Here is a 20,429-nt window from a genome sequence, read left to right on the forward strand (position 1 = left end):
CCCCGCGGTCCGTCCGGCCGGCCGCCGAGATCCTCGACAACGACGGGCTGGTGATCCTCCCCGAGGTCCCCTCCCCCGATCCGTCGGAGGCCGCGGCCACCGTCGCCGCCCCGCCCACCGGCGGCCGGCGCTGCGGCTTCGACAACTGCGCCGGGACCATCGGCGTCGCCTTCCCCGGCGGCCCCGCCCTGGCCCACGGCTACTGCCCCCAGTGCGGCCGCGCGTACTCCTTCGAACCGAAGCTGCGCCCCGGGGACCGGGTCGGCGACCACTACCGGGTGCTCGGCTTCCTCGCGGTGGGCGGCCTCGGCTGGGTCTATCTGGCGGAGGACACCCGGGTGCCGGACCTCCATGTCGTCCTCAAGGGGCTGATCAACACCGGGGACGCGGTCGCCCGGCGGTCGGCCGTCGAGGAGCGCCGCTCCCTGACCACGCTCCACCACCGGGACATCGTGCGCATCGTGACGTACGTGCGGCACCAGGAGCCCGGCGAGACGGAACCCACCGGGTACATCGTCATGGAGTACGTCGGGGGCCGGTCGCTCGACTGGATCCGGCGCGCCTCCGACGCGGAACTCGCGGCCCTCTTCGGCGGCTCCTTCGGCATCGGCCATGTGATCACCTACGGCTGCAAGATCCTCGGGGCGCTGGAGTACCTGCACCGTCAGGGCCTGCTGTACTGCGACATGAAGCCCGAGAACGTCATCCACTACGGGCGCGACATCAAGGTCATCGACCTCGGGGCGATCCGGCGGACCGACGACAGGTCCTCCACGCTCGTCTACACCTCGGTATACGCGCCGCCGAAGAAGGAACGCGACCAGCGGGGCTTCCACATCGACACCGACCTCTTCACCGTCGGCCGGACCCTGGAGACCCTGGCCGCGCGCGCCGAACCCGCCGCGGGGCTCGCCGCCCGCTCCTTCGACGCGCTGATCAGACGGGCCACCCATGCGGAGCCGGCGGCGCGCTTCACGTCCGCCGCGGAGATGTCCCGTCAGCTGTGGGAGGTGCTGCGCGAGCACCAGGCGCTCAGCGGGCACCCGCCGTACCCGGAGCGTTCCACCCGGTTCGAGCCGACGGCGGCGGTGTTCGGCGCGGCCCTCGGCACGGTGCCGGCGCTGGACCACTGGACCAGCCGCTCCGGGCCGGACACACCGGAACTGCCCGTCGCGGCACCGGACCCCAAGGACACCGCGCGGGCGCTGCCGGTGCCGATCCCCGATCCGGGGGACCCCGCGGCCGTCCTGCTCGGCGGTCTCGTCTCCGGCAGCCCCGAGCGCATCGCGGAGCGCGCCGAACGGGACCCGGCGCTCGGCACCGTCGAGACGGCGTGGTGGCTGTGCCGCGCCTACCTCGCCGACGGGGACACGGACCGGGCCGGGCGGTGGCTCGACCGGGCCCGCGAGCGGAGCGGCGCGTACGACTGGCGGGGCTTCTGGCACCAGGGGTTGCTGTGGCTGACGCGTGGTCAGGTGCAGCGGGCGGAGGCCGAGTTCGCGGCCGCCTACGCCGCGCTGCCCGGGGAGTCGGCGCCCAAGCTGGCGCTGGGGTTCTGCGCGGAGTACCGCTCGGCCGCCGAGGACCGGACGGAGGCGTACTACGAGGCCGTCCGGCGGCGGGACCGGACGCAGGGCAGCGCTGCCTTCGGGCTCGCCCGGCTCCATCTGCGGCGCGGGGACCGGGCGCGGGCGGTCGCGGTGCTGGACGAGGTGCCGACGACCTCACGGCACTACGACGCCGCGCGCGTCGCCGCGATCCGGGTGCTCACCGGCCGGCTGGCCGGATCGGGGCCGACGGTGGACGAGTTGGCCGACGCTGACCGGCGGCTGGCGCGGCTGGCGGGCCCGGCGCAGCACCTCGTGGGCGGCGCGGCCTGGGACCGGCTGGTCACGGAGGTCCGCGAGAACGCGTTGGCCTGCCGCCCGCCCGGCGGGTGGGGGCCGCGCTTCCCGGCCGGTGAGGTGTTCGGGCCGCTGGACACCCGCGGGGCGTTGAGCACCCGGCTGTCCGGTTCGCTGAGGAGACTCGCGGACCAGGCGGGCAGCGCCGTCGAGCGCGGTGAGCTGCTCGACCGGGCGTACGCGGTGCTCCCGGAGCCGGTCCGCCTGCGGGAGCTGCTGCGGGGCCGGCGGCGGACGGCGTGAAGGTGCGGGGGCCCGCGGCCGGGACGCCGGCGGGCCGTGAACGGGCCGGGCGGGCCGAGGCCCGCGGACGAGGGCGAGGAGCACGGACACCGTGGACACAGGGGCATCCGTGAACGAGCACGCGAGGAACGAGGGAACAACGGGCGGCGGGGCCGCGGGGACCACGTCGGTGGGCCTCGACCTCAGCCAGTGGAAGTACCTGTCCCGCGAGGCGCGGGAACCGCAGATGCACGCCATCCTGACCGTCGAGGCCGACGGCACGCAGAGCGGCGGCGGCGCGGGCCCGATGCTGGCGCAGGTGCTGGCCGTGGACTGCTCCAGTTCGATGGCGTACCCGCAGGAGAAGCTGCGCGCGGCGCATCAGGCGGCCGTGGCGGCGCTGCGGCTGCTGCCGGACGGCACGCCCTTCGCGGTGGTCAGGGGCACCCAGTCCGCGGACCTGGTCTATCCGACGACGGCGACCATGGCGCGGGCCGACGCCCGGCACCGCGCGCGGGCGGAGCGGGCCGTGCTGAACCTGGTGGCCGGGGGCGGCACCTGCATCGGCAGTTGGCTGGACCTGTCCCGCAGACTGCTGATCGACGCGGACGCCCCCATCGGCCATGTCCTGCTGCTGACCGACGGCAAGAACCAGCACGACGAGCTGATGCCGCTGTCGGAGGTCCTGGACGCGTGCGCGGGACGGTTCGTGTGCGACGCCTGGGGCATCGGCGACGGCTGGGACGGCCGGGAACTGCTGCGGATCACCAGCCGGCTGCACGGCACGGCGTCGTCGGTGCGGGAGGAGGCGTCCCTGCCCGAGGAGTACGAGCGGCTGACGCGCCGTCTGCTCGCGAAGAGCATCCCGGAGGTGGTGATCGCGGTGACCCCGACGGCCGGGGCCCAGGTGCGCTCCCTCAAGCAGGTCTTCCCGACCGAGGTGGAGCTGGACCCGGTGGGCACGGACGGCGACGGGGCCCTGCGGTTCGTCACGCGCGCGTGGGGCGACGAGGTCCGCCGGTACCAGCTGTGCCTGTCCGCGGACCCCACCGGCATGCCCCCGGGCGAGGACCTGCAGCTCGCGGTCGTCGCCCTCGACGTGCCCGGCGGCCGGGGCGTGGAGGTGACGCCGCCCCTGCCGTGCGTGGTGCACTGGACCGACGACGTGGCGCTGTCCGGGCGGAGCGACCTCCAGGTCGAGCACTTCGAGCGCCACCAGCGGCTCGGCGAGGCCGTCGCCGCGGCGACGGACGCCCACCGCGGCGGGCGGCGCGACGCGGCGCTGCACCACCTGGGGCGGGCCGTGCAACTGGCCCACGCCATCGGCGCCGAGCAGGCCCTCGACCGGCTGGAGCGGCTGGTGGAGGTCCTCGACGCCGAGGCGGGCCGGGTCCGGCTCCGTCCCGGTGTGGCGGCCGTGGACTTCGAGCATCTGATCACCGCGAGCAGCCACAGCACGTACGGGCCCGACGCGGTCTCCACCGACGACGTGTTCCTCGCCGACCCGGTCGCGGCCACCGTGCGGTGCCCCTCGTGCCAGGAGCGGACACCGGCGACGGCGCGCTTCTGCCCGCTGTGCGGTCAGGACCTGCGGGAGCGGGCGTGAACACCACCGGGCGTGATCTGGTGCGCAGGCTCTGGGTGCTGCTGTCCCTCGCGGTGGTCTCCACCCTGGTGCTGTTCGGCGCCTACCGGGGCGTGCACGACGACACCGTGCCGCTGGCGTCGTCGAGCGCCCCGGGGATCCTCGCCGTGGACACCGCGAGGAACGCCGTGCAGCGGGCGCACGCGGCCGTCGACGGGAGCGGGCCGGCGCCGGACGCGACGGGCGACTTCCACACCCAGATATCGGTGGCCCACCAGAGCATCGCCGTCGCGGCGTCGGAGAACGTGGCCGGCCCGGTGGACCGTCACACCCTGAAGACGATCACCGGGTTGATCACGGTGTACTCGGCGTGGGTGGAGCAGGCAGGGCAGGAGGAGGACGCGTCGCTGCGCGCGGCGTTCCTGCACTACGCGGAGCGGGGCCGGGACGACATCGTCGAGCGCCTCGACGAACTGCGGGACCGGCGGCTGGCGGTCGCCCGTGACCAGGCGTCGTTCCCGTGGCCGCTGTGGCTGGGCTGGGGCACGGTGGCGGTGCTGGGCCTCGCGCTGTGCGGGGCGCTGGTGGAGGCGCAGTGGTTCGCGCGGCGCCGCTTCCGCATGGCCGTGCAGCCGTGGCTGCTCGCCGCCACGGTGCTGTGGGCGGGCTGGCTGGCGGTCCTCGGCTGGGTCACGGTACGGGCGCGGCGGGCGATGGCCGACTCGCTCGCCGAGCTGCGCGGGGTCCGGTCGGCGGACGAGATCCCCGAGGCCGGGGCGAACGTGGAGCACTACATGGCGGACGCGGCCTTCTGGGCGTCGCTGTCCGGCTGGGTTCTCGTCGGAGGGGTCGTACTGATGGTGTTGACGGTGTCGGGGCTGGGGCCGCGCATCTCGGAGTACCGGTTCAGGGGGCCGCGATGAGCCGCCCGCGGACCCGGACGCTCGTCGCCGTCGGCGTGTGTCTGGTGCTGCTCGCGGCGGTGGTCGTGGTGGTGCGGCTGACAGGGGGCTGGACGGGGTCGGTCACGGTGCTGGCCAACTGGAGCGGCGCCGAGCGGGAGCAGTTCGAGCGGGCGGTGCGGCCGTTCGAGGAGGAGCACCGCATCGACGTCGTGTACCAGGGCAGTTCCGCCCTGAGTCAGGTGCTGGCGGCGGATCTGGCGGCCGGTACCCAACCCGACGTGGCGCTGTTGCCGGGCCCTGGCGAGCTGACGGCGTACGCGGCCGAGGGCAGACTGGAGCCGCTGGACGGCCTGTTCGAGGTGGGTGACTACGGCGGGGTCTGGGTGCCGAAGGTGGCGGGCGGGGACGGCCGGGCGCGCACGTACTGGCTGCCGGTGAAGACGGGTCTGAAGAGCATGGTGTGGCACGGGGGCGATCTGTCGGGGGACGGGATCGGGCGGGCCGCCGGTGACCCCGGCCGCTGGTGCGTGGGCATGGAGTCCGGGGCCACCTCGGGCTGGCCCGGCACCGACTGGGTGGAGGACATCCTGCTCCAGCAGGCCGGCCCGGAGGTGTACGCGGGGTGGGCGAACGGCCGCCTCCCGTGGACGGATCCCAGGGTGCGGAAGGCGTGGCGGACCTGGGGCGACATGGTGGGCGCGGGCGACCGGTCCCGCGTCGACCGCCTGCTCCAGGACAACTTCGCCCGGGACTGCTCCCGACGGAACCTGGAGCATCTGGGTTCGTTCCGCGACAGCCACTGGAAGCCGCTGGCGGGTGACTTCGTGCACTCCGCCGAGGTGATTCCCGGCGCGCGGGAGGGCGCCGACCACTGGGAGGTCTCCGGGGACCTCGCGGCCCTGCTGAACGCGACGGACGAGGCGAAGAAGCTGATCCGGTTCCTGGCCGACCCCGACACCCGGCTGCCGGATTTCACCGCCCACCGGAGGGCCGCCGCGCCGGACGGCCCCCAGGACGCGCCGAGGCGGCGGATCGGTTCGATCCTGCGCGGCGCGGAGCGGCGGCTGTGCTGGGACGCCTCGGACACCATGCCCCCGGCCCTGCGCGACGCGTTCCACCAGGCGGTGCTGCGTTTCCTGGTCGCCCCAGGCGAACTGGAAACCCGGCTGCGGGAGTTGGAAGACCTGAGCGGCGACATCCGCCCCACCCTGCCGGTGTGCGGCGGCGGTTGACGGGCCGGCGGCCCAAGGCCCCGACTCACGCGGCGTTGCGGGCGCTCCCCCGCCGGCGACGACCATGTGGTGCCGGGGAAACGCAGTTGGTCATCCGGCAGTCGGTGCGCCGGCTGAACCGGTGGCGGCGCGCCGGCCCGTCGACCGGGCGCCCCCTCAGCTGTCGAGCAGCGAGGTGAGCGTCTCGGTGAAGGCGGTCGCCGACTGGTCGGCGTGCTCGCGTATCCGCGCCGCCACGGCGTCGGCGCCGCCGCCCTCCACGAGGTGGACGAGTCGGTCGAGGCGCCGCTCGTGGCCCTCGCGGGTGTCGGGAAGGGTGGTCAGATAGAAGTCCGCCGCGTCGTAGGCCATGTGGAACACATGCTTCTTCACGTCGCTCAGCGTCAGATAGTCGTCGTGGGTCGTCGGCACCGGCTCGGGAGCGCCCACGCACAGGACCGGGGTGCCGGCGCCCCAGGCGTTGACCGCCAGGTGGTAGGTGTCGGTGACGACCAGCCGGTACCGGGGCAGGACGTGCAGCAGGTCTCCGAGGGTGTGGTCGCCGGGCCGCCGCGCGATGTGGGCGGCGCGGGCCGGGACGTCCCGGTCGAACCAGGGCAGCCATTCGAGCGGGGCGCCGAGGCGGTCCGCGAGGGACGCGCAGAAGTCCGGCAGCCAGGCCGGGATCTCGGTGCGCGCGCCGAGGAACACGCCGATCGCGCCGCCCTCCGGCAGGTCCTGGGACCAGGCCGTGGCCGGGAGGTGGTCCAGGTCGCCGGGACGGGACAGCAGGGCCGCGTCCGAGCCGAAGTACTCGGTGGCGCGGTCCCCGCGGAAGCGGGCGACCTTGGCCGCGGAGAGCGGCTCACGCGTCCAGATCCGGTGACTGCGCGTCACCAGCCGTGAGAACAGCGGGCCGTACTCCTTGTCCTCGTAGTCGGACTGCGTGTTGTGCAGGATCGTCCCGCCGTAGCTGAGGGTCCGTGAGAGGAGTTCGTCCGGCTGGTCCGCCAGCAGCAGCGTGCGGTTCAGCAGGTGCCGGGCCGCGTCCCGGTCCTCGGCCATGCCGAAGTCCATGAGGCGGTTCGTCGCGTCCTGCGCCAGATAGTGCCGCGTGTGCAGGAAGTCGCCCCAGAGGACGACCGCGTCATGGTCGCGCAGCTCGTCGAGGTGCTCGGCCAACGGCCGGAAGCGGAAAGGGAACTCGGTGCCGCGCGCGCACTCCCGCAGTTCGACCGTCTCCGGTGGGTGCAGGGTGTACCAGGTGGCGTCGACGGGGGCGGCCATCCGCCGCCGGAGGGACTCGAACGCCAGGTCGACGGTCACCATGCCCGTGTTGCGGTACCCGATGTTCGGCGCGGTGATGACGGCAACGCGTGCCATGTGCTCGTTTTCCCCTTCGCCGGTCCCGGCGCCGTCGTGGTCAGTAACGGATCACGTGCCAACGTACACGCCCGACCCGGGCCGGCCACGCCCGGCCCCGCCGTCCCGGTCGCCCACAACCGGCCTGCGCGCAAGGGGAATTGGCGGCACACCGGACCGACGAGCACCCGTGCGCCGAGTGTCGGGGGGAGGGAGGCCGCCGCTAGACGATGGGGTCGAACCATGTGGGCGCGTCGGACATGGCCTGCTTGATCCGGGACAGCGCGAACTCGCTCAGGTCGGGCAGGGCGTCCAGGGAGTACCAGCCGACCTCCAGCGACTCGTCGTCGTTGACCCGTGCCTCTCCCCCGACGGCACGGCACCGGAACGTGGTGTCCATGTACTGGCAGACGTCCCCGTTGTCGTACCGCACCGGGTCGAGGGCCTGGACGAGGACGATCCGCTCGGCCACGCACCTGATCGCCGTCTCCTCCTGGACCTCGCGCACGGCACAGGCGGCGGGCTGCTCCCCGGGATCCGGGATGCCGCCGATGAGCGACCACTTGCCGTTGTCGGACCGGCGGTTCAGCAGCACTCTGCCCTCGTCGTCGAAGACGACGGCGGTGACCCCGGGGAGCCAGAGGAGCTGATGACCGGCCGAGAGGCGGAGCGTGCGGATGAATTCAGGGGTAGCCATGGAGCCGACCCTAACGGGCCGGTTCCCTCACCCCGACGCTTCCCGGACGCGCACGCGCGGCGTACGGCTACACGCCACCGGCGCGCCTCCCGCGCACACCGGCCCCGATCGCCCAGCCGAGCCCACCGGCCGCGACCAGCACCAGCAGCGTCTCGGGCAGGATGCCGGCCTTGGTGGCGGGTGTCTCGGAGGAGCGCAGCGGCACCTTCTGGACCAGGGAGTCGGCGACGAACATCCCGGTCCGCTGCGTGATCCTCCCGTCGGGCATGATGATCGCGCTGACGCCGCTGGTCACCGGCACGGTGACGGTGCGGCTGTGCTCGACCGCGCGGACCCGGGACATGGCGAGCTGCTGGTAGGTCATCTCGCTGCGGTCGAAGGTGGCGTTGTTGCTGGGCACGGAGATCAGCTGTGCGCCGTCGGTGACCTCGGAGCGCACCGCCCAGTCGAAGGCCGCCTCGTAGCAGGTGACGAGACCGACCCGGGCGCCGTCCATGGTGAACACACCGGGCTCGGTGCCCCGGCTGAAGTCCTGGCGGACCATGGACGTCCACTGGTCGTTGATGGCGCCGATGAGCGACCTGAGGGGCAGATATTCGCCGAAGGGCTGGATCTGCCGTTTGTCGTAGGTGTCGGTGGGGCCCTTCTCCGGGTCCCAGAGGATCTGCTCGTTGTAGAGCTTGCCGTCGCGTTCGACGACACCGCCGACGGAGATGGGCGCGCCGATGGCGGTGGCCGCGTGCTCGATGACCGCGCGGGCGTCGTCGTTGGCGAAGGGGTCGATGTCGGAGGAGTTCTCCGGCCAGAGCACGAAGTCCGGCCGTTCGACCTTGCCGGCCTGGACCTCGGCGGCGAGACGCTCGGTCTCCTTGGCGTGGTAGTCGAGGACGGCCCGGCGCTGGGCGTTGAAGTCGAGCCCGAGCCGCGGAACGTTGCCCTGGATGACCGCGACGGTCGCCGTGCCGGCCTCGGCCCTGTCGCTGACGAGCCCGCGCGAGGCGAGGGCGCCGGCCACGGGCACGGCCACGCTCAGCGCCGCGACGGCGGCGGTGCCCCGGCGCAGCGCGGCACCGGTGCGCCGGGCCTCGACGATCAGCCGGACGATCTCGAACAGCGCGTAGCCGCACAGGACGACCGCGAAGCCGAGGACCGGGGTGCCGCCCAGCGCCGCGAGCGGCAGGAAGACGCCGTCCGCCTGACCGAAGGCGATCTTGCCCCAGGGGAAGCCGTTGAAGGGGGCACGCGCGCGTGCTGCCTCGCCGGCGACCCAGAGGGCGGCGGCCCACAGGGGCGAGCCGGGGAGCTTGGAGACGACGGCGGTGCCCGCGCCGACGAGTGCCACGAACACCGCTTCGATGGCGACCAGCGCGAGCCACGGTCCGGGGCCGACCTCCACACCGGTCCAGACGAGCAGCGGCAGCAGGAAGCCGAGGCCGAAGAGGTAACCGAGGCCGAGTCCCGCCTTCCAGCTCCGCCCGCGCAGCACCCAGCCGAAGCCCGCGAACGCCGGCAGGGCCAGCCACCACAGGGTCCGGGGCGGGAAGCTGACGTAGAGCAGCACTCCGGAGAGCGCCGCGACGGCGGCCGGGAGGAGCCGACGGGCCCAGCGGGACGCGCGGGAAACGGGCGCGGCCTGGGGTTCGAGCTGTTCCGGCTCGTCTACGGGAGTCGCGGTGACGGTCACTTGGGGAGTGTACGGCGCCTGTCGGGGGCGCTCACAGCGCGGTCCGTCCGGTCCCGGTGCGGCCCGGGCGAGGGTGCGCCGCACATCCGCAGCATCGTTCCTGCGCAACTCGTCCACACTTGGGCACCTCACCCGTTACGGTGTGCCCGAGCCTCTGACGTGCGGCCGAACACGGTTGAGCGGTCGGGGCCCGGCACAGTCGGGGGGCGTTTTGGGGTCCATAGGGACGGAGCCTGCGGCCGGAGCGTCGGCCGCGTCCGACAGACGGAACGTTTCCGATGTCACGGGCGTGATCCTGCTCGGGGCGTGCGCGGCCTGGTCGCTGGTCACGGCGGCGGCACGGGGCGGCCGCCCCGAGGGTGTGCTGCTGGCGGTGCTCGCGGTGTCGGCCGGCTATGCGGCGGGGCGGATCTGCGGTGCCCTGCTGCCGGTCGTGGCGCCGGGCGCGGGGGCGCTCGCCGGTCTCGGTCTGGCGGTCGCCGCTCCGCACTCCACGGTGAGTTCACCGTTCGTCTCACCGCTCGGGCACACGGGCGCGACGGCCGCGCTGCTGGTCCTGTCGGCGGGCGCCGCCTGCTGCGCGGCCTGGGCGGCCCGTGCGCCGGGCCTGCGGTTCGGGCTGCGGCTGCTGGCCGTGGGCGTCGTGGTGACGGCGGGTGTGCTCGGCTCGACCACCGGTGTCGTCGCGTGCGCGGGGGTGCTGCTCTGCTCGCTCGCCGCGGCCCGGATGCCGCGGGGCCCGGGGCTCGCGGGGCTCGCATTCGTCACCGCCCTGGTGACGGCGACGACCTGGGCGACGGCGGAGAAGGCGCTGCCCTCGGGGCTGACCGACTCCCTGGAGGGCCAGCTCACCCCGCACCGCGTCCTGCTGTGGCACGACGCGCTCGGCATGGCCCGCGCCGAACCGCTGCTGGGTGCCGGCCCCGGCCGCTTCGGCGAGCTCAGCCCCACGGTCGCCCAGGCCCTGCCGTCCGACGACAAGCCGCACTCGGCGCCGCTCCAGCTGGCGGCCGAGCAGGGACTCATCGGCGTCGCCCTGCTGGCCGCGGTGTTCTGCTGGGTCCTCTACGTGCTGTGGCGGTCCCCACGGGTCACGCCGGTCGCGCTGACCGCGGGCGCGGCGCTCACCGCGCTGGCCGCGATAGCCACGCTCGGCAACGCGCTGAGCTTCACGACGGTGACGGCGGGCGCGGGCCTGCTCGCGGGAATGGCGACGGCCCGGCCCCTCGCGGACGAGGAGGGCGGCGTCGGCGTACCGGGCCGTGACGCGGGCGGCGGATGACCCCACGCGGGACCACGAGGGATGCCGCTGACGAACGGCCCCGACGCCTCCGAAGACACCCCGACGCCCGAAGACCCCGGCGCCCCTGACGGCGTCAGCGTGTGGCGTCCGGCGCCTTGGGCCTGAGCCGGGCCCGTATGACACGTACGGCCGTCTCGGCGTGGTCGACGGTGATGGTGAACGTGTGTCCGTCCTGGAGGCGCAGCACCACGGCCTCGCCTCTGCGTACGACGACGGCGGTGCCCTTCTCGGGGCGCCAGCGGTAGCCCCAGCCGCCCCACTGGTGAGGGGTGACACAGGGGGCGAAATCCACGTCGGTGACCTGGGAGAGAGGGATGCGGCGACGCGGTACGCCGATGTGGCCGCAGCGCACCTCCAGGCATTCCCCGTCGACCCTCACGGAGACGTGCACGAACGCGAGCGTCCCGAACAGGACGAGCAGCCCGGCCGCGATGCAGCCGACGACCGACATGACGAGCGGGGCCGTACCGGACGTCCACGCGGAATCGACCGCGAGTTCGATGCCCAGCGCCATGAAGGCGGCGCCGCCCAGCGCCAGCAGCCACTGGGCGCGATTGGTCGCACGGCCGGTCCAGACCTCGGAGGTGAGGGCTTCGGAGCTGCCCGGCACGCCGTGGGAGTGGTCCCTCATGAGTCTGAGCGTACTCAGGTTCCGCTGTGCAGGCACCTGGTCGCGGAACGTTACTGCTCGGGCTGGGCCGCGAGCGTGGCCCCGACCGCCTGGAGGAGCCTGCCCTCCTCGTAGGCCAGGGCAGGAGCCGGCAGCGCGCCCTCGCGTCCGCTGAGGAGGACCGTCAGGCCGGCCTCGGTCCACTCGGCGTCGGGGGCCGGGAGCTCGCCGATCCGGCGCAGCGCCTGGGCGGCCACCGCGCCGGCGGAGCCGTGCAGGACGAGGGGCGGCCGTCCGGGCTTCTGGACGGCCGCGCGGATGCGCTCGGCGACCAGTTCGTAGTGGGTGCAGCCCAGGACGACGGTCGTCACGTCGTCGGGGGTGAGGGCGGCGGCCGCGGCGATCGCGGCGTCGACGGCCGCGTCGTCGGCGTGCTCGACGGCCTCGGCGAGCCCCCAGCAGGGCACCTCGCTGACCGGCACGCCGTCGGCGAACTCCTCGATCAGTCCGCGCTGGTAGGGGCTGCCGGTGGTGGCGGGCGTCGCCCAGATGGTGAAGGGGCCACCGCCGGCCGCGGCCGGCTTGATCGCCGGGACCGTGCCGATGACCGGCAGCTCCGGTTCGAGGAGGGCGCGCAGGGCGGGCAGGGCGTGCACGGACGCCGTGTTGCAGCCGACGATCAGGGCGTCCGGCCGGTGCGCGGCCGCCGCCTCGGCGACCGCGAGGGCGCGTCGCGTCAGGTCCTCCGGGGTCCGCGGACCCCAGGGCATGCCGTCGGGGTCGGACGAGATCACGAGATGCGCGTCGGGGCGCAGTCGCCGCACCGCGGCGGCGGCGGGGAGCAGACCGATACCGGAGTCCATGAGCGCGATCTTCACCCGGCCACGATAGACGATTGCCCCGGCGGGGCCGTCGGCGTGGGGCAGACTGCCGACGTGAGCGCCATCGCGTGGACCGCCGCCGGATCACTCGCCGCCTGGCTGTGGCTGCTGCTCGGCCAGGGCTTCTTCTGGCGCACGGATGTACGACTACCACCCCGCCGGGACCCGGACGACTGGCCGTACGTCTGTGTCGTCGTCCCCGCGCGCGACGAGGCCGCCGTCCTGCCGGAGAGCCTGCCGTCGCTGCTGGCCCAGGACTACCCCGGCCGCGCCGAGGTCTTCCTGGTCGACGACGGCAGCACCGACGGCACCGGCGAGCTCGCCCGCGCGCTGTCTCTGCGCCACGGCGGCCTGCCGCTCACGATCACCTCGCCCGGGGAGCCGCCCGCGGGCTGGACGGGCAAGCTGTGGGCCGTACGGCACGGGATCGGGCTGGCACGCGCGCGTGCTCCCGAGTATCTGCTGCTGACGGACGCGGACATCGCGCACCGGCCGGACAGCCTGCGCGTGCTGGTGGCGGCGGCGCGCACCGGCGGCTTCGACCTGGTGTCGCAGATGGCGCGGCTGCGGGCGGAGAGCGCCTGGGAGCGGCTCGTGGTCCCCGCCTTCGTCTACTTCTTCGCCCAGCTGTACCCGTTCCGCCGGATCGGTGTGTGGGCATCGCGCACGGCGGCCGCCGCGGGTGGCTGTGTACTGCTGCGGACGGAGGCCGCCGAGCGGGCCCGGATCCCGGAGGCGATCCGGCAGGCCGTCATCGACGACGTGGCCCTCGCCCGGGCGGTCAAGGGCAGCGGCGGCCACATCTGGCTGGGTCTCGCGGAACGGGTGGACAGCGTGCGCCCCTATCCGCGGCTGGGCGACCTGTGGCGGATGGTCTCCCGCAGCGCCTACGCGCAGCTGCGCCACAACCCCCTGCTGCTCGCGGGCACGGTCCTCGGCCTGCTGCTGGTCTACGGGGTGCCTCCCGTCGCGTTCCTGCTGGGGCTCGCGGCGGGCGACGTGCAGGCGGCGTGGGCCGGCGGGCTCGCCTGGGCCCTGATGGCGGCGACGTACCTGCCGATGCTGCGCCACTACCGGCAGCCGCTGTGGCTCGCTCCCCTGCTGCCGTTCACCGCTGCCCTCTACCTCCTGATGACCGTCGACTCCGCCGTGCGGCACTACCGGGGGCGCGGCGCGGCCTGGAAGGGCCGCACCTACGCCCGCCCGGAGGCGCTCCCCGAGGAGGGCTAGCCGGCCGCCCCGAGCGGCGGCTGCCCGCGCGGGGGGCGGCTACTTCCTGCCGGGTGTCCAGTTCATGCCCCACCCATAGGCGTAGTCGACCGTGCGCTGGGGACTGACGCCGCGCTCGGGGACGAGGTAGCGGGCCTCGCGCTGGACGATGAGGTCGCCGCCCTGGTTGGTGATGAGGGCGAGCGCGCAGACGGTGGAGGGGACGGTGCACTCGTCGAGGGAGAAGTCGACGGGCGCCCCGTGCTGGGGCTGGAGCGTGACCGTCGCGTGGAGGTCGGCGAAGGAGCGGGCGCCCTCGTAGATGGTCACGAAGATGAGGATGCGCCGGAAGGCGTTCTTCTGGTCGAGGTTGATGGTGAGGTTCTCGCCGCTCGACACGGCCCCGGTGCGGTCGTCGCCGTCGAGATGGATGAACGGCGGGCGGTGCAGCGACCCGAAGGCGTTGCCGAGCGCCTGGACGACGCCCTTGCTGCCGTCGGACAGTTCGAACAGGGCGCAGAGGTCGAGGTCGAGGTCGGCGTGCATGGCGACGGCCCGGCCCAGCTTGCTGCCCCAGCCGGTGAACTGTTTGCGCACCTCCCAGTTGAGGTTGACGCGCATGGCGCCGGAGGTGCCGCCCTGCTTGGTCAGGGAGACCGCCGGGGCCTCCTTGGTGAGCGTGACCTTGGTGAGGCGCACGGGAGCCGGCGGCGCGGTGGGCGGGGCCGGGGGTGCGGGCGGCGCGGTCGTCACCGGCGGCGGCACGGTGACGGGCGGGGAGACGAGCGTGGGAGGGGACAGCGGGGCCTGCGGGGACACGGGCGCCTGCGGGGCGGTGGCGTGCTGGGGTTCGTCCACGGTGATGCCGAAGTCGGTGGCCAGTCCTTCGAGGCCGCTGCTGTAGCCCTGGCCGACGGCACGGAACTTCCAGGCGCCCTGTCGGCGGTAGAACTCGCCGAGCACGAAGGCCGTCTCGACGCCGGCGTCCGTACTGTCGAAGCGTGCGACCTCGGTGCCCGCCCGCTCGTCGAGCACGCGGATGTACAGACCGGGCACCTGCCCAAACGTTCCTCCGTCGGCGGACGCCGCCAGCACCACGGTCTCGACGGCGGGCTCCACACGCGTGAGGTCGACGTGCAGGGAGTCGGTCACCTGTCCGCCGATGTCCCGTTTGCCCTCGTGCCGGACGGCGCCGGAGGCGTGCGCGGGCTGGTTGTAGAAGACGAAGTCCGCGTCCGAGCGGACCTTCCCCCCGGTCAGCAGCAGCGCCGACGCGTCGGCGTCCGGCACACCGGGTCCGGAGCGCCAGCCCAGTTCCACGCGTAGCGCGGCCGTCGGCACCGCGACGTTCGATCCTTTCGGCATTGTCATGTCCGCCCCCATCAGAAGGTCACCCGTAAGGGTCATCGCCAGGCCGCGTCCCACGCAGTCCGTCCGAACCGTCCGGCCCGTCTGTCGGCGCCAAACCTATTCCCCCGGCGCCCGAACCCCCAGAAGCCGTACCGAAAGATCAGTGGCCAACCGCTGGTAACCCGCCCGGAACTCGGCCTTTACACGATCACAGCCCTTTTCGCTGCCCTTTTTCGCCGAGTTCGCTCGCATTGGGGATCCAGCGTCACTGCGGACACGGAAAACAACCCTCTTATCGGTCTCCCCAACCAGCACATCGTGGGCTTAACTTATGTGCCATGACCTCCCCCCGCTCCACCTACGGCGGCGGTTACTACTCCGCCTCGTCCTTCGCGGACACCCCGATCTACGACTCTCTCGTCGCCGAGCGGGGAACCCCTCAGATCGCGCCGATCCGAGTCCCGGCCGCGTACGACACGCCGGGCAGCAATCTGCCCGCCCTCCCGTCGGCGCTCCCCGCGCTGCCGGCGGGCCCCTCACAGCCCTCGCCCGCCTACGGTTATCCGCAGGCCCAGCAGCCGTCGCCGCTGCAGCAGGCGCCGACCGCGTACATCCCGCAGCAGGCCGGGGGCCCGCGTGGCTACCCCGGCGCGCAGCCGCCGCAGCAGCAGCGCCCCATGGGCCCCGGCACGGGCTACGAGGCCATGCGCCCCGCCGCCCCGCGCCCGGCGCCCACGCCGCCGTACCAGCAGGATCCGTACAACGGCCAGCAGTACCGCGGGTACTGAACCGCGAGTACTGAGCCGACTGAAACATTCCGCGTGGGGTGGTCACCGCCGTTTGGCAGGATGGCCCCATGGGGAATCCGTCACTGCACTCGATCCACGTCCACCCGCTGAAGGCGGCCCGGGGCTTCGCCCCCGAGGAGGCCGTCGTGGAGCCCTGGGGTCTGGCGGGTGACCGTCGCTGGGTGCTGGTCGACAACTTGGGCAAGGTCATCACACAACGTCCGTATCCGCGCATGGCGTTGGCCGCCGCCGGGCTGGAGCCCGGCGGCGGCGTCGTGCTGTCCGCGCCCGGCCGTGAGCCGCTCACCGTCGCCGTACCCGGGCCGGCCCCGACGGTCACGGTGGAGATCTGGCAGGACAAGGTGGAGGCTGTCCCCGCCGACGCTGCCGCGCACGCCTGGTTCAGCGACTACCTGGGCGTCCCCGTGCGCCTGGTCCACCTGGACGACCCCGCGACCCGCCGCCCCGTCGACCCCGAGTTCGCCCGCCCCGGCGAGACGGTCAGCTTCGCCGACGGCTACCCGCTGCTGCTCACCACCCTCGGCTCGCTCGACGCGCTCAACTCCCTGATCGCCCACGGCGACCATCCGGAGGAGGGCCCGCTGCCCATGAGCCGCTTCCGGCCGAACGTCGTGGTGGACGGCACGGAAGGGTGGGCCGAGGACGGCTGGCGGCGCGTCGCCATCGGCGAGGTCACCTTCCGGGTCGCCAAGATGTGCGGGCGGTGCGTGGTGACCACCACCGACCAGGACACCGCCCAGCGGGGCCGGGAACCGCTGCGGACCCTCGCGCGGCACCGGCGGTTCGGGGACAAGCTGGTCTTCGGGCAGAACCTCGTACCGGAATCCGGCGGCACGGTTCGGATCGGCGATCCGGTGCGCGTGCTCGAATAGCCTTGCGTTCAAGGGGTGTTCGGGTCGTGGAGATCCCCGCGTACGCATGGGAGTACCATCCACCTTGAAAATTCAACATCCCGTTTCGGTCGGTGGTCGGGAACACAGCCACCGGGCCCGGCCGTTGGGCCTTTGTGAGAAGTTCATGAGAAGGCCGGTCGGAGAGGTGATTTCGCTCTCTCTTCACCGGTACCGCGCGTGGGCGTCCCCGCAGGGGGTTATCACGGACGCGGAAGGGGGCGTGGGACAGTGCGGGCAATCGGCGGGTTGGGGGCATTGGGCGGGCTGTGGCGCTGGCGCCACAATCCCCTGCGCCGGACGACCGATCTCGTCGAGGCGTGGCTGGCGTTCGCGGCCCTCACGCTGATCCTCGTCGCCGCCCCCCTCGTCGGCGCCGTCGTCGGGACGGCCACCCAGACCTCCCTGCAGCAGTCCGTGCGGGAGCAGCGAGCGGCCCGGCACCTGGTGACGGCCACCGTCGTCAAGCGGGTCGCCGGCTCCCCGTTCGACCCCGACCCCGAGACGTCGACCTCCCGCGACCGGCACAGCCGTGTGGTCGCCGACTGGACCGGCCCCGACGGCACCGACCGGCACGGCACGGTCCTGTCGGGCCTCAAGGACCCGCGGCCCGGGGACCGCTTCGCGCTGTGGACGGACGCCCAGGGTCGCACCGTCGGCCGGCCGCTCGACAGCGCGACCGCGACGACCCACGCGGTCCTGGCCGGATTCGGTGCGACCGTCCTGGCCGCGGGCTTCATCGAGGGCTGCCGACGGCTGATCGTCTGGCGCATGATCCGCCACCGGTACGTCCGTTGGGACCAGGCATGGGACAAGGCGGGGCCGGACTGGGGCAGGACGGGCACGGGCAGCTGACGGCCTTCCCACTCCGGTCAACTCGCCCCGCCCGCGCACGCTACGGTGGACCGACCAGCCGAACTGTTCGGCATCGACCCGCGTTCCACGAGGTGGGGGCACAGCAACGCCATGGCACAGGGCACGGTCCAGGTGACGCACACCGGTACATCGCGGTGGCGGCGCCGCACAGGTGAGTACACATCGCTCGCCGCGGCCCTGGAGGCCGCGAGCGACGGCGATGTGCTCATCGTCGCTCCCGGCACGTACCGGGAGAACCTCGTCGTGCAGCGCGGGGTCACGCTGCGCGGCCCCGAGGGATCGCCTGGCTCTGTCCGCATCGCGCCCGTGGACGGTGTGCCGCTCACGGTGTCCGCCTCGGCCGTGGTGCAGGACCTGCACGTGGAGGGCCAGGACGCGGCGGCGCCGGCGCTGCTCGTCGAGGACGGCACGCCCGAGCTGATGGACCTCAGGATCGTGACGCGCTCCGCGGTCGGCATCGAGGTGCGCGGCACAGCCCGCCCCACGGTGCGGCGGTGCACGGTCGACAACCCCGCCGGGATCGGTATCGCCGTCGTCGACGGCGGCGGCGGGGTGTTCGAGGAGTGCGAGGTCGTCGCGGCAGGACAGGCCGGTGTCGCGGTGCGCGGCGGCGGCCATCCGCGACTCGACCGGTGCCGGGTGCACCACGCCTCCGGCTCGGGCCTGGCGGCGACCGGCGAGAACTCCGCGCTGGAGGCCGTCGGTTGCGAGATCTACGAGGTCCGTGGCAGCGGAGTCCAGATCACCGGGCGGGCCACGGCCCATCTCACCGACTGCGACGTGCACCGGACGACCGCGGACGGCGTCACGCTCGACACGGACGCCGTGCTCACCCTGGCGGACTGCCGCATCCACGACATCCCGGAGAACGCGGTGGATCTGCGTTCCCGCTCCGTGCTCACCCTGACCCGCACCACGGTGCGCCAGTTCGGGCGCAACGGACTGTCGGTGTGGGACCCGGGCACCCGCGTGGACGCCAACCAGTGCGAGATCTTCGACAGCACGGGTGACTATCCGGCCGTCTGGGTCAGCGACGGCGCCACGGCGGTCCTGGAGTCCTGCCGGGTCCACGACGTGCCGGACGCCCTCTTCGTCCTGGACCGGGGGTCGCGCGCGGACGTCGTCGACAGCGATCTGTCGCAGGTGCGGAACACGGCGGTGTCGGTGAGCGACGGCGCGACCGCGCAGCTCGACGACTGCCGGATCCGGGACGCGGCGACGGGCGCCTGGTTCCGCGACCACGGCAGCGGCGGCACCCTCAACGGCTGCACCCTGGACGGCACGCAGACCGGAGTGATCGTCACCAAGGGCGCGGACCCCACCATCGAGCGCTGCACGGTCACCTCGCCCGCCGAGGCGGGCTTCTACGTCTCGGCCGAGGGCCGCGGCAGCTTCCTCAACTGCCGGGTCACCGGCAGCGGGGGCTACGGCTTCCACATCATCGACGGCTGCCGCGCGACCCTGCGGAAATGCCGTACGGAGCGCTGCGCGCGCGGCGGTTACGAGTTCGCGGAGGGCGGCCCCGGCTCCTCCGGCGGCGGGCCCGTGGTCGAGGACTGCGCCAGCGACGAGAGCGGCGGCGTGCGGCCGCCGGTCGCGCACCAGACGGCGACACAGAGCGCGCCCCGCTCCCCCGGCCTGCTGGGCTCCATCCCCCTCCAGCGCACCGTCGAACCGCAGCCGCCGGCGGTCACCGCGCCCGCCGCGGAGCCCGAGCAGCCGGCCCGGACGTCGAAGGCCGTGCTCGGTGAACTGGACGCGCTGGTCGGCCTGGACAGCGTCAAGCGCGAGGTGCGGGCCCTCACGGACATGATCGAGGTGGGCCGCCGCCGCCAACAGGCCGGTCTGAAGGCCGCCTCCGTCAAACGGCACCTCGTCTTCACCGGCTCCCCCGGCACCGGAAAGACCACGGTCGCCCGTCTCTACGGCGAGATCCTGGCGTCCCTCGGTGTCCTGGACAAGGGCCATCTCGTCGAGGTGTCCCGTGTGGACCTGGTCGGCGAGCACATCGGGTCCACCGCCATCCGCACTCAGGAGGCCTTCGAACGGGCCCGCGGCGGGGTGCTGTTCATCGACGAGGCGTACGCGCTGTCCCCCGAGGACTCCGGGCGGGACTTCGGCAAGGAGGCCATCGACACGCTGGTGAAGCTGATGGAGGACCACCGGGACGCGGTCGTGGTGATCGTCGCCGGCTACACGGCCGAGATGGAGCGCTTCCTCACCGTCAACCCCGGTGTGGCGTCCCGCTTCTCCCGCACGATCACCTTCGACGACTACGAGCCCGCGGAGCTCCTGCGGATCGTCGGGCAGCAGGCCGAGGAGCACGAGTACCGGCTGGCGCCGGGCACGGGCGAGGCCCTGCTGAAATACTTCACGGCGATCCCCAAGGGCCCCGCCTTCGGCAACGGCCGTACCGCGCGGCAGACCTTCGAGGCGATGGTGGAGCGTCACGCGAGCCGGGTCGCCCAGGTCGACGAACCCAGCACCGACGACCTGACGCTGCTGTACGCGGAGGACCTCCCCGAGCTGCCGTGAGGTGCGGAGGACCGGTTCCCGGTACTTCGCCGCCTGGGCCGCCGACCCGGCCCGGGCGCCGGAGGGCCTGCGGCTCGCCGGGCGACCGGAGGACGTACGGCCGCTGTTCCTGGCCCTGGCCGCCGAACTGGACCGTGTGCCACGGGAGACGACCACCCCGGGGCGTGCCGCTGCTTCTGGAAGGACCGGCCCGCCGAGAAGCCGACCCGGATCACCGACGACGGCCCGTCCAACATCCTGATGTCCACACCGGCGGGACCAGGCAACGCGTGCGGCGACCGGGCGGTGACCACGTTCCTGCTCACGGGAGAGCGGCCCGAGCGGGACCACAGGGGCGGACCCTGTACACATGACTGACAAGAAGCTGTCACACCCGGACCGGAATGCGGGTTCGGA

The 20,429-nt window shown here is 73.5% G+C and carries 16 protein-coding genes and 1 pseudogene; 11 read left to right on the forward strand and 6 right to left on the reverse strand.

Features of this window, described 5'->3' with window-relative positions:
- Positions 1–50: 50 nt before the first annotated feature.
- The 4 genes from ACZ4Z3_RS15590 to ACZ4Z3_RS15605 all read left to right on the forward strand — a co-directional run bounded on the left by ACZ4Z3_RS15590 (position 51) and on the right by ACZ4Z3_RS15605 (position 5,848).
- Positions 51–2,147, forward strand: coding sequence for a tetratricopeptide repeat protein (locus ACZ4Z3_RS15590; protein WP_468501488.1), 2,097 nt, complete (start codon positions 51–53; stop codon positions 2,145–2,147).
- A 91-nt stretch (positions 2,148–2,238) separates the two neighbouring features.
- Positions 2,239–3,732: a VWA domain-containing protein gene (locus ACZ4Z3_RS15595; protein WP_468501489.1), complete on the forward strand. Its 1,494-nt coding sequence runs from the start codon at positions 2,239–2,241 to the stop codon at positions 3,730–3,732.
- Positions 3,729–4,634 (forward strand): hypothetical protein, encoded by a 906-nt coding sequence (locus ACZ4Z3_RS15600; protein WP_468501490.1) that lies wholly within the window; start codon positions 3,729–3,731, stop codon positions 4,632–4,634. Before ACZ4Z3_RS15595 ends, ACZ4Z3_RS15600 begins: the two co-directional genes overlap by 4 nt.
- Positions 4,631–5,848: an ABC transporter substrate-binding protein gene (locus tag ACZ4Z3_RS15605; RefSeq protein ID WP_468501491.1), complete on the forward strand. Its 1,218-nt coding sequence runs from the start codon at positions 4,631–4,633 to the stop codon at positions 5,846–5,848. Before ACZ4Z3_RS15600 ends, ACZ4Z3_RS15605 begins: the two co-directional genes overlap by 4 nt.
- A 156-nt stretch (positions 5,849–6,004) precedes the next feature.
- Here the strand turns inward: ACZ4Z3_RS15605 and ACZ4Z3_RS15610 are convergent, their stop codons facing one another.
- The 3 genes from ACZ4Z3_RS15610 to lnt all read right to left on the reverse strand — a co-directional run bounded on the left by ACZ4Z3_RS15610 (position 6,005) and on the right by lnt (position 9,570).
- Positions 6,005–7,210 carry a hypothetical protein gene (locus tag ACZ4Z3_RS15610; protein ID WP_468501492.1) on the reverse strand — a complete coding sequence of 402 codons (1,206 nt, stop codon included), beginning with the start codon at positions 7,208–7,210 and terminating at the stop codon, positions 6,005–6,007.
- A gap of 202 nt (positions 7,211–7,412) precedes the next feature.
- Positions 7,413–7,886 (reverse strand): NUDIX hydrolase, encoded by a 474-nt coding sequence (locus ACZ4Z3_RS15615; protein ID WP_468501493.1) that lies wholly within the window; start codon positions 7,884–7,886, stop codon positions 7,413–7,415.
- A 67-nt stretch (positions 7,887–7,953) separates the two neighbouring features.
- Positions 7,954–9,570 carry an apolipoprotein N-acyltransferase gene (gene lnt, locus ACZ4Z3_RS15620; protein ID WP_468501494.1) on the reverse strand — a complete coding sequence of 539 codons (1,617 nt, stop codon included), beginning with the start codon at positions 9,568–9,570 and terminating at the stop codon, positions 7,954–7,956.
- Positions 9,571–9,859: 289 nt separating this feature from the next.
- On the opposite strand from lnt, the gene ACZ4Z3_RS15625 reads away from it, so the two are divergent.
- Positions 9,860–10,852 (forward strand): O-antigen ligase family protein, encoded by a 993-nt coding sequence (locus tag ACZ4Z3_RS15625; protein ID WP_468501495.1) that lies wholly within the window; start codon positions 9,860–9,862, stop codon positions 10,850–10,852.
- A gap of 94 nt (positions 10,853–10,946) precedes the next feature.
- Here ACZ4Z3_RS15625 and ACZ4Z3_RS15630 read toward each other — a convergent pair whose 3' ends face one another.
- Together ACZ4Z3_RS15630 and ACZ4Z3_RS15635 are read right to left on the reverse strand one after the other, a co-directional pair.
- The gene (locus ACZ4Z3_RS15630) at positions 10,947–11,504 is read right to left on the reverse strand and encodes a hypothetical protein (RefSeq protein ID WP_468501496.1); all 558 of its coding nucleotides are present in this window, start codon (positions 11,502–11,504) and stop codon (positions 10,947–10,949) included.
- A gap of 50 nt (positions 11,505–11,554) precedes the next feature.
- Entirely contained in the window at positions 11,555–12,361 is an 807-nt protein-coding gene (locus tag ACZ4Z3_RS15635; RefSeq protein WP_468501497.1) for a glutamate racemase, read from the reverse strand.
- A 57-nt stretch (positions 12,362–12,418) separates the two neighbouring features.
- Here ACZ4Z3_RS15635 and ACZ4Z3_RS15640 point away from each other — a divergent pair, with 57 nt between their 5' ends.
- Entirely contained in the window at positions 12,419–13,594 is a 1,176-nt protein-coding gene (locus ACZ4Z3_RS15640) for a glycosyltransferase (protein ID WP_468501498.1), read from the forward strand.
- Between the two features lie 39 nt (positions 13,595–13,633).
- On the opposite strand, the gene ACZ4Z3_RS15645 is transcribed toward ACZ4Z3_RS15640, so the two are convergent.
- Positions 13,634–14,944, reverse strand: a complete 1,311-nt coding sequence (locus tag ACZ4Z3_RS15645) for a TerD family protein (protein WP_468501499.1) — start codon at positions 14,942–14,944, stop codon at positions 13,634–13,636.
- Between the two features lie 317 nt (positions 14,945–15,261).
- On the opposite strand from ACZ4Z3_RS15645, the gene ACZ4Z3_RS15650 reads away from it, so the two are divergent.
- The 5 genes and pseudogenes from ACZ4Z3_RS15650 to ACZ4Z3_RS15670 form a co-directional block, all read left to right on the forward strand.
- Positions 15,262–15,711 carry a DUF6643 family protein gene (locus ACZ4Z3_RS15650; protein ID WP_249828878.1) on the forward strand — a complete coding sequence of 150 codons (450 nt, stop codon included), beginning with the start codon at positions 15,262–15,264 and terminating at the stop codon, positions 15,709–15,711.
- Between the two features lie 68 nt (positions 15,712–15,779).
- Positions 15,780–16,604: an MOSC domain-containing protein gene (locus ACZ4Z3_RS15655; RefSeq protein WP_468501500.1), complete on the forward strand. Its 825-nt coding sequence runs from the start codon at positions 15,780–15,782 to the stop codon at positions 16,602–16,604.
- Positions 16,605–16,871: 267 nt separating this feature from the next.
- A complete protein-coding gene (locus ACZ4Z3_RS15660; protein ID WP_468501501.1) occupies positions 16,872–17,477 on the forward strand; it encodes an Rv1733c family protein in 606 nt (201 codons plus the stop codon).
- Between the two features lie 111 nt (positions 17,478–17,588).
- Entirely contained in the window at positions 17,589–20,033 is a 2,445-nt protein-coding gene (locus ACZ4Z3_RS15665) for a right-handed parallel beta-helix repeat-containing protein (protein WP_468501502.1), read from the forward strand.
- Positions 20,034–20,390: pseudogene (locus ACZ4Z3_RS15670) on the forward strand (alpha/beta hydrolase); the annotation flags it as partial.
- Between the last annotated feature and the right edge of the window lie 39 nt (positions 20,391–20,429).

The sequence above is a fragment of the Streptomyces sp. NPDC030296 genome (assembly GCF_055572815.1).